The organism is Streptomyces naganishii JCM 4654 (assembly GCF_014650575.1).
In the GTDB taxonomy this organism is placed as follows: domain Bacteria; phylum Actinomycetota; class Actinomycetes; order Streptomycetales; family Streptomycetaceae; genus Streptomyces; species Streptomyces naganishii.
Window position 1 is genome coordinate 87,870 of record NZ_BMVF01000026.1, and the last position, 13,279, is coordinate 101,148.

Consider the following 13,279-nt stretch of genomic DNA (forward strand, 5'->3'; position numbering starts at 1 on the left):
GGGCGTTCGCCGGTTCGGCCACGGCCTCAGCCACCGGCCTGGTCCAGCGCCGACTGGAGCGACTGCTTGTAGCCCTCGCTGGTGTAGGTGGCCCCGGACACCGAGTCGATCTTCGCGCTGCCGGCGGCGACCGCCTCCTGGTTGAGCCTGGGCACCGCCAGCGCGGTCTTCTGGCCGCTGAGACCGCCCTCGGGCGCCTGCACGGCCTGCGCCTTGGTGACCTTCCCGCCGCTGACGGTGACCCGCACCTGGACCGGTCCGTACTGCGTCTCGGCGACCTTGCCGGTGACGGTACGGGCCTGGGCGGCGCCGGAGCCGGAGCCGGAACCGGACGAGGGGGCGGAACCGGAGCCCGAGCCGGACGAGGAGGAGCCTCCCGCCGAACCGCCCTTCGCCTCACCGGACTTGACCTTGTCCAGCGCCGACTGCAGCGACTTCGTGTACCCGCCGCTGGTGTAGGTGGCCCCCGACACCGCGTCGATCCTCGCGCTCTGCGCGGCCACCGCCTCCTGGTTGAGCCGGGGCACCGCCAGCGCGGTCTTCTGGTCGCTGAGGCCGCCCTTGGGCGCCTGCACGGCCTCCGCCTTGACGATCTTCCCGCCGCTGACGGTCAGCCGCACCTGCACGTTGCCGTACTGCGTGGCGGCCACGTCACCGGTGACCGTCCGCGTGCCCGTCCTCTGCGCGCCGCTGCCGCCCTGCGGCGACTCCTGGGCCGCCGCCGTCTGCTGCGGCGCCGCGCCCGCCGCCGAGGCGGCGGCGGGATTCGAGGCCGGTTTCAACGACAGCAGCAGCACGATCCCGGACACGGTCGCGGCGCCGGCCAGCACCGCGCGCCGGATGGGGTGGCTCTTCCTCATCGCTTGCGATCTCCTGAAGTCCCGTCGCTCACATCTCGAACGACTCGTGATGGATGCGGCGGGCGGGGACCCCCGCGCCGCGCAGCGCCTCGTACACCGACTGCGCGAAACCGGGCGGGCCGCACATGAAGACGTCGTGGCGGTCGATGTCGGCGATCTTCCGCCGCAGCGACTCGGCCGAGATGTCGGGCCGTTCGCCGTCCGGGCTGTTCACCGCGTACATCAGGCGTGCGCCGCGCTCGTCGGCGATCTTCGCCAGCTCGTCCCACAGGGCCAGGTCCTGCGTGCTGTTGGCCCGGTACAGCAGGGTGATGTCGCCCGCGGCGCCGGGCAGCGTCTCGAACAGCGCCCGCATCGGGGTGATCCCCACCCCGCCGGCCACCAGCAGTACCTTGCCGCGGCTGCGCCGGGCGGCGGTCAGCGCGCCGTACGGGCCCTCCGCCCAGACCCGCGTGCCCGGCTCCAGCTCGCGCAGCCGGGCGCTGTGGTCGCCGATCGCCTTGACCGTGATGCGCAGCAGACCGGGGCGGGGCGCCGCCGACAGGGAGTACGGGTGGGAGCTGAAACGCATCCCCGGCGCCAGGAACCGCCAGCGGAAGAACTGCCCGGCCTCCGCGCCCATCCGGTGCAGCTTCCGGCCGCCGATCAGCACCGACACGATGCCCGGGGTCTCCTCGATGACCGCCTCGACCCGCATCCGGTGCTTGAGGTTCAGCCGGATCGGCGTGACGATGCGGTACCACAGCACCAGCGCGGTCACCGCGCCGTACAGCCCGTACCAGAAGGTCTTCGCCAGCGGCTCGACCGCGAAGTCGTTGCCGGTGGTGATCTGGTGCCAGAAGGTCAGGAAGACCGCCGCGTACGTGAACAGGTGCACGTGGTACCAGGTGTCGTACGGCATCCGGCGGCGCACCGGGCCGATCGAGACCAGCCCGATCACGACCAGCAGACCGGTGCCGACGGCAGCCTTGCCCATGTCGGGCAGCTGGTTGATGGAGTCGATCGTCTGCTGGACGATGTCGCCGAGCGACTTGCCCGCCTGGAGCGCGTACCCCCACATGATGAGGAACACGTGGGCGAGGACCAGGCAGAGCGTGTAGCGGCCGCTCATCGCGTGCCAGCGGGCCACCCGGTCGGAGCCCACCCGGCGCTCCAGCGCGGGCACGCGCGCCATCTGGAGCACGACCAGCGCCATGAGGTAGCCGGCGAGCAGGCCGGTGATCCGGCCGGCGTTGAGGATTCTGCCGCCCGTGCCGGCGATGGAGGGGGTGTTCATCCACCACAGCCAGATCACGGCCGCCGCGCCCGCCCATACGGCGAGCAGCAGCGGAACGGCGGGCGAGCGGCGCGGCCGGATCCGGCGCATCGTCTGGCGCCGGGCGGCACGTCCTCCTGCGAGCGTGGTGGTCACGGTTCCTCCGTGGCGATTTGACCCTTGGCCCACAGATACGTGGGGGATGCGTCCGGTGTTCAGAGCCTGGCCGAGTCCAGCGCGGACTGAAGCGACTGCTTGTACCCGTCACTTGTGTAGGAGGCCCCGGACACCGAGTCGATCCGCGCGCTCTGCGCGGCCAGCGTCTCCCGCCGCAACTGCGGGATGGCGTAGCTGCTGATCTCCTGGTCCCTGGGGTTGTCCGAGGGGTAGGAGACCGCGGTGACGTCGGTGATGCGCCTGCCCTTGAGCGTGACGCGCACCTGGACCGGGCCCCAACGGGTCTGCACCGTCTCGCCGGTGACCGTCCGGGTGCCGGAGGCGCTCCCGCCGGACGACGAACCGGACGACGAACCACCGGCCGACGAACCACCGGACGACGAGCCGCCGGTGCCCGCGGACGAGCCGGCCCCGCTCGACGCGGCCGGGGCCGGCGCCGCGGCGATCTCCGGCTGCGTGTGCGGCTTGAGCGACAGCAGCATCACCAGCCCCGAGACGGTGGCGGCGCTCGCCAGCACCACCCGGCGCAGCGGGCTCCTCTTCTTCAACGCGTGCACGAATGCCTCACAGTTCCTGGGCTCAGAGTTCGAACGACTCGTGGTGGACCCGCCGGTCGGGCACCCCGGCGGCGCGCAGCACCTCGTACAGGTCCTGGGCGAAGGCGTGCGGGCCGCAGATGTACACGTCGTGCCCGGACAGGTCGTACACGGCCGAGCGCAGGGACTCGACGGTGAAGCGGGGCCGCTCGCCGTGCGGGCCGTTCAGCGCGTACAGCAGCCGCGCCCCGCGCCAGCGCGCTATCGCCTCCAGCTCGCCGCCCAGCGCGAGATCCTCCGCCGTGCGCGCCCGGTACAGCAGGGTGACCTCCCCGGGCAGCGTCTCGAACAGCGCCCGCAGCGGGGTGATGCCGACACCGGCCGCGATGAGCAGCGACTTGTGCGAGGTACTCCGGCCGGCGGTCATCGAGCCGTACGGCCCCTCCGCCCACACCCTCGTGCCGGGCCGCAGCAGCGGCACCGCCGCGCTGTGGTCGCCGAGCGCCTTGACGGTGATGCGCAGCAGGTCCGGACGGGGCGGCGCGGACAGGGAGTACGGCGTGGAGGTCCAGCCCATGCCCTCGGCGAGGAACCGCCAGCGGAAGAACTGCCCCGGCTGCGCGCCCAGTTCGTCCAGCCGGTGCCCGCGCACCACGACGGAGTACACCCCGGGCGCCTCCTTGTGCACCGAGTCGACCCGCATCCGGTGCCGCAGGTTGAGCCGCACCGGGGCGAGGATCCGGAACCACAGCACGAGGGCGGCCACGCCCAGGTACAGCACGTACCAGGCGGCCGTGGCCGCGGCGTGGCCGTTGAACTCGTTGCCCAGCGCCAGCTGGTGCCCGAAGGCCAGGAACACGGCGGCGTAGGTGAGCAGATGGACGTAGTACCAGAACTCGTAGTTCGTGCGGCGGCGCACCGCCCGCGCGGAGGTGACGCCCACCGCCAGCAGGATCACCGTGCCGGCCGTCGCCTTCAGCATCTCCGGGTAGTCGAGGACCACCGTCACCGCCTCGTGCACGACCGAGGCCCGGTCCTGCGCCGCGTACCCGGCCAGGATCAGCACGACGTGCGCGACCAGCAGGCACACCGTGTACCGGCCGGCCATCGCGTGCCAGCGCGCCACCCGGTCCGAGCCGATCCCCCGCTCCAGCACCGGCACCCGCGCCATCAGGCCGACCAGCACCGCGCAGGCGTAGCCGCACAGCAGCCCGGCGATCCGCCCGGCGCCGGTGAGCCAGCCCGCCGCGCCCACGACCGAGGACGTGTCGTACCACCACAGGCCGACCACGGCCGCGGCCCCGGCCCACAGCAGCGCCTGCACGGCGCCCGCCGGGGAGCGCCGGCGGACCACCGGTACGGGCGGAGCCGCGGCCCGCCGCTCGTACACCGTCGTCATGTGTTCGCGTCCTTTCGCCGGTCCGGGGCCACTGCCCGGACCGCCACTGTGCGGGGCGAACCTCTGAGGCCGCTCTGAAACCGGGGGCCCGGCGCGTACCCCACAGGCAACTCAGAGCGGACGCTCACACGGCTCTCACCCGGTGGCACGCGCCGTGCCCGGAAGGTGACCCGGCGCGTCCGGGCGAGAGCGGACTCACAGAAAACTCAGAGGGACGGCCGTCGCGGACCCCGCGCGCGCCGGGGGATGCTGGAAAGGCCATGAACACGCCCCGCCCCGCCCTCGCCCGCCCCGACGGCACGCCCGTCCGGGTCCTCGTCGTCGACGACGACCCGGACCTCGCCGAGGTGCTCTCCGGCGCCCTGCGCTACCAGGGCTGGCAGGTCCGCACCGCCGGCGACGGCGCCACGGCCGTCGCCGAGGCCGGCGAGTTCCAGCCCGACGCCGTCGTCCTGGACGTGATGCTCCCCGACACCGACGGCTTCGCCGTGCTGCGCGAGCTGCACGCCGTGCAGCCGGAGGTCTGCGTGCTCTTCCTCACCGCCCGGGACGCGGTGGAGGACCGCATCGCGGGCATCACGGCCGGCGGCGACGACTACGTCACCAAGCCGTTCAGCCTGGAGGAGGTCGTCGCCCGGCTGCGCGGGCTGCTGCGCCGCGCGGGGATGGCCAGGCAGCCGGCCGACGGGCCCCGGGTGACCGTCGGCGACCTGGTCATGGACGAGGACGCCCGCGAGGTCACCCGGGGCGGCGAGCTGATCGAGCTGTCCCCGACCGAGTTCGAGCTGCTGCGCTTCCTGATGCACAACCCGCGCCGGGTGCTCAGCAAGGCGCAGATCCTCGACCGGGTGTGGTCCTACGACTTCGGCGGCCAGGCCCATGTCGTGGAGCTCTACATCTCCTACCTGCGCAAGAAGGTCGACGCGGGCCGCGATCCGATGATCCACACGGTCCGCGGGGCCGGGTACGTGCTGAAACCGGCGGTCCGGTGAGCATGGCCGGCGGGCTCGCGGCGGTAGTGGCGTGGCCGGGGCGCCTGCTCGCCCGGCTGCCGCGTCCGCGCACCCTGCGGGCCCGGCTGACCGCGGGACTGGTCGTGCTGCTCGCCGTGAGCTGCGCCGCCGTCGGAGTGGCCGCCGTGGTGGAGCTGGACGGCTTCCTCACCAGCCGCGTCGACCAGCAGCTGCGGGACGTCGGCGCCCGTTTCCCGGCCAGCCTCGAGCACGGCACGGCGCCCCGCAACGACAACGACGGCGACGAGCACGGCGACACCCGCCGTCAGGCATCCGGCACCCTCGGCGTGCGCCTGCTCGACGGCAAGGTCACCAACGCGGCCGTGGTCCCCGGCGCCGACGCCGACTACTCCACCGACCTGACCGTCCGGCTGACCGGCCACGACCAGGCGGCACTGGCCGCGATACCGGCCGACGGCCGCCCCCGCACCGTCGAGCTCTCCGCCCTGCACGGATACCGGGTCGCCGCCTCCCACGGCCTGGACGGCGACGTGCTGATCACCGGCCTGCCGCTGGAACCGGTGGAGGCCACCGTGCACCGGCTCGAACTGGTCGCGGTCGTCGTCTTCGGCATGGCGCTCGCCATCACGGGCGTGGCGGGCGCCCTGTGGGTGCGCTGGTCGCTGCGGCCGCTGAGCCGGGTCGCGGCCACCGCCACCCGCGTCAGCGAGCTGCGGCTGGCCAGCGGCGAGGTCGCGCTGCCGCCCCGCGCGCCCGAGCCCGACCCGCGCAGCGAGGTGGGCCGGCTCGCCGCCGCCTTCAACCGCATGCTCCACCACGTGGAGGACGCGCTGACCAAGCGGCACGCCAGCGAGGAGCGGCTGCGCAGTTTCGCCGCCGACGCCAGCCACGAGCTGCGCACCCCGGTCGCCTCGCTGCGCGGCCACGCGGAACTCGCGCTGCTGCACCCGGGGCCCGTGCCGCCCGAGGTCACCCGCGCCCTGGAGCGCATAGCCGCCGAGTCCGCCCGGATGGGCGAGATGGTCGACGAGATGCTGCTCCTGGCCCGTCTGGACGCCGGCCGCCCGCTGGAGCAGCGCCCGGTGGACCTGACCCGGCTGGTCCTGGACGCGGTGACGGACGCCCGGGCCGCTGGCCCCGGACACCGCTGGACGATGGAGCTGCCCGAGGAGCCGGTGACGGTGACCGGCGACGCCCACCGCCTGCAGCAGGTGCTGGCCAACCTGCTGGCCAACGCGCGGCTGCACACCCCCGAGGGCACCAAGGTGACCGTGTCGCTGGAGACCGAACGCGAGCGCGGGGGAGAGCGCGCGGGCGCCACGGCGGTGCTGAAGGTCCACGACGACGGGCCCGGAGTCCCCGCCGAGGTCCAGCCGGGCGTCTTCGAGCGCTTCACCCGCGCCGACCGCCGCCGCACCGACCCGTCCGGCGGCGCGGGAGCGGGCCTGGGCCTGTCGATCGTGGCGGCCGTGATCGAGGCGCACGGCGGCGGCGTGACGCTGGAGAGCCGCCCGGGCGCCACGACGTTCACCGTACGTCTGCCGCGGTGCGGCGCGCGGTGAGTCAGGCGGCCGGGGACGCGGACCCGGACGGAGCCGGGGCGGGGGCCGGCGTGGGCGGCAGCGGGAGCGGCAGTCCCGGCAGCCCGTCCAGGCTGGTGGCCACGTGGTCCTTCTTGGCGAAGTACTCGCCCAGCGAGGCGTCGTCCTCGCGCGCGAAGCGCTTGCCGTGCAGGTCGCGGTCCTCCTCGTACGCCATGAAGGGCACCGCGTAGCCGCAGGTGTCCCGGATCAGCTCGGCGCGCACGATGATGATCGCGCGCAGCCCGTGCGGGCCGGCCTCGATGTCGGGGAAGCGGGCGAGGAGGCCCGGGAAGCGCGGGTCGTCCCGGAAGACCGGCTCGCCCCTGCCGTGCACCCGCACGATGTTGGGCGGCCCCTGGAAGGCGCACCACATGAGGGTGATCCGGCCGTTCTCGCGCAGGTGGGCGATGGTCTCGGCGTTGGATCCGGCGAAGTCGAGGTAGGCCACCGTGTGCTCGTCGAGCACCGCGAAGGAGCCCTTGAGGCCCTTGGGGGAGAGGTTGACCGTGCCGTCGCCGGACAGGGGGGCGGTCGCGGTGAAGAAGAGGGGCTGCTGCTCGATGAACGTCCGCAGCCTGCCGTCGATGCGCTCATACGTCTTTCCCATGTCCAGCCATTATCGGCGCGATTCTTTCGGCTGTCTAAGGAATTACGCGGTCCGTGCCCGTGCGGCGCGCGGGCCCCGCACCGTGGCCGCCCCGGCCGGCGCTTGCTTCGGGGCGGCCACGGCTGCCTGTCACCTCACCGCGTTCACTTGGTGAGCGTGCAGGCGGCCAGGGAGTCCAGTCCCTGCGGCTTGGTTCCCTTGCGGCCGATGGCGATGGCGATGCGGTCGATGGTCGACACGCGCTTGTCCTTGAGGGGGCCGAGGATCGCGTTCTGGACGAAGTGGGGGCCGCCCTGGCCGACGGTGTTCTTCAGGCGGGTGTCGGCCTCCTGGACCTGGGTGTCGAGGAGGCTGAGGTTGCGGTCGACCTCGGCCCGCGCGGAGGCGGGGACCGCGGGGAGCTGGGACTTCACGTCGGGGCAGCTGATCGTGCCCACGCCGGTCGCCGCGCCCGAGCCGCCGGCCGCGCCGGAGCCGGCCGCCTGCTGACCGGCCGCCTGACCGCCCGCCTGCTGACCGGCCGCGGTGGCGGACGCGGTGGGAGCGGCCGTCGCCGTGGCGGAGCCGCCCGCGCCGCCCTGGTCGAGGGCGCACGGCGCCAGCGCGTCCAGTCCCTGCGGCTTGGTCCCCTTGCGGCCGATGGCGATGGCGATGCGGTCGATGGTCGACACGCGCTTGTCCTTGAGCGGGCCGAGGATCGCGTTCTGGACGAAGTGGGGGCCGCCCTGGCCGACGGTGTTCTTCAGGCGGGTGTTGGCCTCCTGGACCTGGGTGTCGAGGAGGCTGAGGTTGCGGTCGACCTCGGCCCGCGCGGAGGCGGGGACCGCGGGGAGCTGGGACCTTACGTCGGGGCAGCTGATCGTGCCGGGGTCCGCGAGCGTCCGGGTGCTCTGGGCGCCGCCGCCCTTGGACGGCTCGCCGGCGAGGGCGGAGCCGGCGACGACCGCTCCGGACAGCACCACCGCGGCGGCGCCGCCGATGAACGCGACGCGACGCCTGTTGTACTTCGCAAGAGCCCTGGACATGCGGATGCCTCACTCGTGTCGGGGGTGTCGTGGCCGTGCCGTGCGTGGGGGCGAACGCGGCGCCTGCGCTCGGCGAGAGATACGGGAAAGCGGTTGCGGCCGTTCAAGGAGTTCCGGAACTTCCCTTCGATACCCGCCCCGCACGCCCTCACGGGCCTCCGTACGCCCCCCTTCGCCCGCCCGGCGTCCCCGCCGGAGATTGACGAACCATGCAGAGTTCTGCATACTCATGCATGTCAGCGAATGCACTGTGAGGAGAAACCCGTGACCGAGCGCGTCGTACTCGCCTACTCGGGCGGTCTGGACACCTCCGTCGCCATCGGCTGGATCGCCGAGGAGACGGGCGCCGAGGTCATCGCCGTAGCGGTCGACGTCGGCCAGGGCGGCGAGGACCTGGACGTCATCCGCAAGCGCGCGCTCGCCTGCGGTGCCGTCGAGGCCGAGGTCGCCGACGCCAAGGACGAGTTCGCCGAGGGGTACTGCCTCCCGGCGATCAAGGCCAACGCCCTCTACATGGACCGCTACCCGCTGGTCTCCGCCCTGTCCCGGCCGACGATCGTCAAGCACCTCGTCGCCGCCGCCAAGAAGCACGGCGCCACCACGGTCGCCCACGGCTGCACCGGCAAGGGCAACGACCAGGTCCGCTTCGAGGCCGGCATCGTCGCCCTCGCCCCCGACCTCAAGTGCATCGCGCCGGTCCGCGACTACGCGATGACCCGGGACAAGGCCATCGCGTTCTGCGAGGACAAGAACCTCCCGATCGCCACCACCAAGAAGTCCCCGTACTCCATCGACCAGAACGTCTTCGGGCGTGCCGTCGAGACCGGCTTCCTCGAGGACATCTGGAACGCCCCGATCGAGGACATCTACGAGTACACCCAGAACCCGGCCGTGGAGCGCGAGCCCGACGAGGTGATCGTCACCTTCCAGGCGGGCGTCCCGGTCGCCATCGACGGCAAGCCCGTCACCGTGCTCCAGGCGATCCAGCAGCTCAACGAGCGCGCCGGCGCCCAGGGCATCGGCCGGATCGACATGGTGGAGGACCGCCTCGTCGGCATCAAGTCCCGCGAGGTGTACGAGGCTCCCGGCGCGATCGCCCTGATCACCGCCCACCAGGAGCTGGAGAACGTCACCGTCGAGCGCGAACTCGCCCGCTACAAGCGGCAGGTCGAGCAGCGCTGGGGCGAACTGGTCTACGACGGCCAGTGGTTCTCCCCGCTCAAGCGCGCCCTGGACGGCTTCATCAACGAGGCCAACCAGCACGTCACCGGCGACATCCGGATGACCCTGCACGGCGGCCGCGCCGTCGTCACCGGCCGGCGCTCCCAGTCGTCGCTGTACGACTTCAACCTGGCCACCTACGACACGGGCGACACCTTCGACCAGGCGGCGGCCAAGGGCTTCATCGACATCTACAGCCTGTCGTCGAAGATCGCCGCCAAGCGCGACCTCGCCTGACCTCACGCGCATCCGCCTGACAGCCGCCTCCCCGCACGCGACCGTGGGGAGGCGGCGGCACATCCACCCGCCTTCTGTGAGGAGCAACGCAAGTGAGCAGCAACAGCGGTGACGTACGGCTCTGGGGCGGCCGTTTCGCCGACGGTCCCGCCGAGGCCCTGGCGAAGCTGTCCGCGTCCGTCCACTTCGACTGGCGGCTCGCGCCCTACGACATCGCCGGCTCCCGCGCCCACGCCCGCGTGCTGCGCAAGGCCGGTCTGCTCACCGACGACGAGCTGACCCGCATGCTGGACGGCCTCGACCGGCTCGAGGCGGACGTGGTCTCCGGCGACTTCACGGGCACGATCGCCGACGAGGACGTCCACACCGCCCTCGAGCGGGGCCTGCTGGAGCGCCTCGGCCCCGACCTCGGCGGCAAACTGCGCGCCGGCCGCTCCCGCAACGACCAGGTGGCCACCCTCTTCCGCATGTACCTGCGCGACCACGCCCGGATCATCGGCGGCCTGATCGCCGACCTCCAGGACGCGCTCATCGGCCTCGCCGAGGCCCACCCGGACGTGGCCATGCCCGGCCGGACCCACCTCCAGCACGCCCAGCCGGTCCTGTTCGCCCACCACGTCCTCGCCCACGTCCAGTCACTGTCCCGGGACGCCGAGCGGCTGCGCCAGTGGGACGAGCGGACCGCCGTCTCGCCGTACGGCTCGGGCGCCCTCGCGGGCTCCTCCCTCGGCCTGGACCCGGAGGCGGTGGCGAAGGACCTCGGCTTCGAGCACGGCAGCGCCGCCAACTCCATCGACGGCACGGCCTCCCGCGACTTCGTCGCCGAGTTCGCCTTCATCACCGCGATGATCGGCGTGAACCTCTCCCGGATCGCCGAGGAGGTCATCATCTGGAACACGAAGGAGTTCTCCTTCGTGACCCTGCACGACGCCTTCTCCACCGGCTCGTCGATCATGCCGCAGAAGAAGAACCCGGACATCGCGGAGCTGGCCCGGGGCAAGTCCGGCCGCCTGATCGGCAACCTGACCGGCCTGATGGCGACCCTCAAGGCCCTCCCGCTCGCGTACAACCGCGACCTCCAGGAGGACAAGGAGCCCGTCTTCGACTCCTGCGACCAGCTGGAGATCCTGCTCCCCGCCTTCACCGGCATGATGGCCACCCTCACCGTGCACCGCGAGCGCATGGAGGAGCTCGCCCCGGCCGGCTTCTCGCTCGCCACCGACATCGCCGAGTGGCTGGTCCGGCAGGGCGTGCCCTTCCGGGTGGCCCACGAGGTGGCCGGCGAGTGCGTGAAGGCCGCCGAGGCCGAGGGCAAGGAGCTCGACGAGCTGACCGACGAGCAGTTCGCGAAGATCTCCCCCCACCTCACCCCCGAGGTGCGCACGGTCCTGAACGTCCCCGGGGCCCTCGCCTCCCGCAACGGCAGGGGCGGCACGGCCCCGAGCGCGGTGGCCATCCAGCTCACCGAGGTGAAGCGGGACGTGGCCGACCAGCACGCCTGGGCGACGGCCCGGCAGCGAGCCTGAGGGGGCGCGGGGAACGGCGCGGCAAGCCACAACGCACCCGCGCCCCCGCGCGCACCCGCACCCCCACAGCCGCGAAACGCGCACCCCCACAGCCGCGAAACGCGCCCGTACCCGCGAAACCACCCCAAGGCCCGAGCCTTCGGGCGAACCCGAAGCACAGTCACGGGCTACGTTGGTCGGAACGCCGAACCGGACCGACCGACGGAGCCCGCGATGCCCTTCGCCCGACTGGCAACAGCGACGACCCCCACCTGCCACATCGGCCTCGGCCTCGCCGCCATCGGCCGCCCCGGCTACATCAACCTCGGCCGGGACGAGGACCTCGGAGCGGACCGCAGCGTCGAAGCGCTGCGCTCCCGCACCCACCAGCTCCTCGACGCCGCCTACGCGCAGGGCGTCCGCTACTTCGACGCCGCCCGCTCCTACGGCCGCTCCGAGGAGTTCCTGGCCGGGTGGCTCGCCGCCCGCCCCGACGCGGACGACGTCGTCGTGGGCAGCAAGTGGGGCTACACCTACACCGCGGACTGGACCACCGACGCCGAGCGGCACGAGGTCAAGGACCACAGCCTGGCCGCCTACGAGCGCCAGCGCGCCGAGAGCGCGGAACTGCTCGGCGACCGCCTCGACCTGTACCAGATCCACTCGGTGACCCCGGACAGCCCGGCCCTCACCGACAAGGAGCTGCACGCCCGGCTCGCCGAGGCCGCCGCCCAGGGTCTCACCGTCGGCTTCTCGACCAGCGGCCCGGCCCAGGCCGACGCCATCCGGGCCGCCCTCACCGTGACCGTCGACGGCGAGCCCCTCTTCCGTACCGTCCAGTCGACGTACAACGTCCTGGAGACCTCCGCCGGGCCCGCGCTCGCCGAGGCGCACGACGCGGGGCTGACGGTGATCGTCAAGGAGGGCATGGCCAACGGCCGGCTCGCCGGGCCGCAGGCGCCCGAGGCACTGCGGTCCGTGGCCCACGAGACCGGCCTCGGCTGCGACGCGGTCGCCCTCGCCCTGGTCCTGTGCCGCCCGTGGGCCGGCGTCGTCCTCTCCGGCGCGGCCACGCTCGGCCAGCTCGCCTCCAACCTGCACGCCCCGGCCGTCGACCTCGACGAGGACCGGCTCGCCCGCCTCGACGCGCTGGCCGAGGACCCGCACGTCTACTGGGAGCGGCGCGCACGGCTGCCCTGGCACTGAGCCGGCGGTACACGTCTGACACACGGCGGAACCCCCGCCTATGAGACCCGCACGCTAGAAATGAGACATCAACGTCTCATGTGCGGTACTGTTGTCTCATGGCCGTCGACCGCGAACACGTGCTGCGCAGCGCAGCCGACCTGCTCACCCGGAAGTCCACCGCCACCATGGACGAGGTCGCCAAGGCGGCCGGGATCAGCCGGGCCACCCTGCACCGCCACTTCGCGGGCCGGGACGCGCTCGTGCGCGCGCTGGAGTCGCTGGGCATCGAGGAGTGCGAGGCGGCCGTGGACGCCGCACGGCCCGACGAGGGGCCCGCGAGCGACGCCGTCCGCAGACTCGTGCGCGAGCTCCAGCCCGCCGCCGGCCTGCTCGCCTTCCTCTACGGCGAGAGCCAGCTGTGGGAGGGCGAACCGCAGAACGACGGCTGGGCCCACCTCGACGCCCGTATCGGCGCGGTGTTCCAACGCGGCCACCACAGCGGCGAGTTCCGTGTCGAACTCACCCCGGCCTGGCTCACCGAGGCGCTCTACGGCCTGATCGCCTCGGGCGCCTGGGCCGTGCAGGACGGCCGTGTGGCCGCCCGCGACTTCCCCACCATGGTCGCCGAGCTGCTGCTCGGCGGCGCACTCCGGAGAGAGACATCTCACGTGCCTAAGGAGTCAAGCCGCGACCGCGAGATCGGCTGAGGAGG

General features: G+C 72.9%; 12 protein-coding genes. 6 read left to right on the forward strand and 6 right to left on the reverse strand.

Annotated features, from left to right (window positions below):
• Positions 1–26: 26 nt before the first annotated feature.
• Genes IE217_RS31675 through IE217_RS31690 form a run of 4 tightly spaced genes read right to left on the reverse strand, consistent with a single transcriptional unit; the run spans position 27 to position 4,227 of the window.
• Positions 27–860, reverse strand: a complete 834-nt coding sequence (locus tag IE217_RS31675; RefSeq protein WP_190181395.1) for an FMN-binding protein — start codon at positions 858–860, stop codon at positions 27–29.
• A gap of 28 nt (positions 861–888) precedes the next feature.
• The gene (locus IE217_RS31680; protein WP_190181396.1) at positions 889–2,271 is read right to left on the reverse strand and encodes a ferredoxin reductase family protein; all 1,383 of its coding nucleotides are present in this window, start codon (positions 2,269–2,271) and stop codon (positions 889–891) included.
• A 59-nt stretch (positions 2,272–2,330) separates the two neighbouring features.
• Positions 2,331–2,849 carry an FMN-binding protein gene (locus IE217_RS31685; RefSeq protein WP_190181397.1) on the reverse strand — a complete coding sequence of 173 codons (519 nt, stop codon included), beginning with the start codon at positions 2,847–2,849 and terminating at the stop codon, positions 2,331–2,333.
• Positions 2,850–2,871: 22 nt separating this feature from the next.
• On the reverse strand, positions 2,872–4,227 hold the full coding sequence (locus tag IE217_RS31690; protein ID WP_190181398.1) for a ferredoxin reductase family protein: 1,356 nt from the start codon (positions 4,225–4,227) through the stop codon (positions 2,872–2,874).
• A 260-nt stretch (positions 4,228–4,487) separates the two neighbouring features.
• On the opposite strand from IE217_RS31690, the gene IE217_RS31695 reads away from it, so the two are divergent.
• Positions 4,488–5,219 (forward strand): response regulator transcription factor, encoded by a 732-nt coding sequence (locus IE217_RS31695; protein ID WP_190181399.1) that lies wholly within the window; start codon positions 4,488–4,490, stop codon positions 5,217–5,219.
• A gap of 2 nt (positions 5,220–5,221) precedes the next feature.
• Positions 5,222–6,763 carry a sensor histidine kinase gene (locus IE217_RS31700; RefSeq protein WP_190181400.1) on the forward strand — a complete coding sequence of 514 codons (1,542 nt, stop codon included), beginning with the start codon at positions 5,222–5,224 and terminating at the stop codon, positions 6,761–6,763.
• Position 6,764: 1 nt separating this feature from the next.
• Here IE217_RS31700 and IE217_RS31705 read toward each other — a convergent pair whose 3' ends face one another.
• Positions 6,765–7,391 (reverse strand): pyridoxamine 5'-phosphate oxidase family protein, encoded by a 627-nt coding sequence (locus IE217_RS31705; protein WP_190181401.1) that lies wholly within the window; start codon positions 7,389–7,391, stop codon positions 6,765–6,767.
• A gap of 143 nt (positions 7,392–7,534) precedes the next feature.
• A complete protein-coding gene (locus IE217_RS31710; RefSeq protein WP_190181402.1) occupies positions 7,535–8,416 on the reverse strand; it encodes a hypothetical protein in 882 nt (293 codons plus the stop codon).
• A gap of 264 nt (positions 8,417–8,680) precedes the next feature.
• Here IE217_RS31710 and IE217_RS31715 point away from each other — a divergent pair, with 264 nt between their 5' ends.
• The 4 genes from IE217_RS31715 to IE217_RS31730 all read left to right on the forward strand — a co-directional run bounded on the left by IE217_RS31715 (position 8,681) and on the right by IE217_RS31730 (position 13,274).
• Positions 8,681–9,874 (forward strand): argininosuccinate synthase, encoded by a 1,194-nt coding sequence (locus IE217_RS31715; RefSeq protein ID WP_190181403.1) that lies wholly within the window; start codon positions 8,681–8,683, stop codon positions 9,872–9,874.
• Between the two features lie 92 nt (positions 9,875–9,966).
• On the forward strand, positions 9,967–11,400 hold the full coding sequence (argH, locus tag IE217_RS31720; RefSeq protein WP_190181404.1) for an argininosuccinate lyase: 1,434 nt from the start codon (positions 9,967–9,969) through the stop codon (positions 11,398–11,400).
• Positions 11,401–11,613: 213 nt separating this feature from the next.
• Positions 11,614–12,585: an aldo/keto reductase gene (locus tag IE217_RS31725; RefSeq protein ID WP_190181405.1), complete on the forward strand. Its 972-nt coding sequence runs from the start codon at positions 11,614–11,616 to the stop codon at positions 12,583–12,585.
• A gap of 98 nt (positions 12,586–12,683) precedes the next feature.
• Complete coding sequence (locus IE217_RS31730) at positions 12,684–13,274, forward strand: TetR/AcrR family transcriptional regulator (protein WP_190181406.1); 591 nt, start codon at positions 12,684–12,686, stop codon at positions 13,272–13,274.
• Positions 13,275–13,279 lie beyond the last annotated feature (5 nt).

Excerpts from the sequence above, each read along its gene's own strand:
- IE217_RS31695 (WP_190181399.1), top strand. The coding sequence starts at position 4,488 with ATGAACACGCCCCGCCCCGCCCTCGCCCGCCCCGACGGCACGCCCGTC.
- IE217_RS31710 (WP_190181402.1), bottom strand. The coding sequence starts at position 8,416 with ATGTCCAGGGCTCTTGCGAAGTACAACAGGCGTCGCGTCGCGTTCATC.
- IE217_RS31725 (WP_190181405.1), top strand. The coding sequence starts at position 11,614 with ATGCCCTTCGCCCGACTGGCAACAGCGACGACCCCCACCTGCCACATC.
- IE217_RS31705 (WP_190181401.1), bottom strand. The coding sequence starts at position 7,391 with ATGGGAAAGACGTATGAGCGCATCGACGGCAGGCTGCGGACGTTCATC.
- IE217_RS31675 (WP_190181395.1), bottom strand. The coding sequence starts at position 860 with ATGAGGAAGAGCCACCCCATCCGGCGCGCGGTGCTGGCCGGCGCCGCG.
- IE217_RS31730 (WP_190181406.1), top strand. The coding sequence starts at position 12,684 with ATGGCCGTCGACCGCGAACACGTGCTGCGCAGCGCAGCCGACCTGCTC.
- IE217_RS31700 (WP_190181400.1), top strand. The coding sequence starts at position 5,222 with ATGGCCGGCGGGCTCGCGGCGGTAGTGGCGTGGCCGGGGCGCCTGCTC.
- IE217_RS31690 (WP_190181398.1), bottom strand. The coding sequence starts at position 4,227 with ATGACGACGGTGTACGAGCGGCGGGCCGCGGCTCCGCCCGTACCGGTG.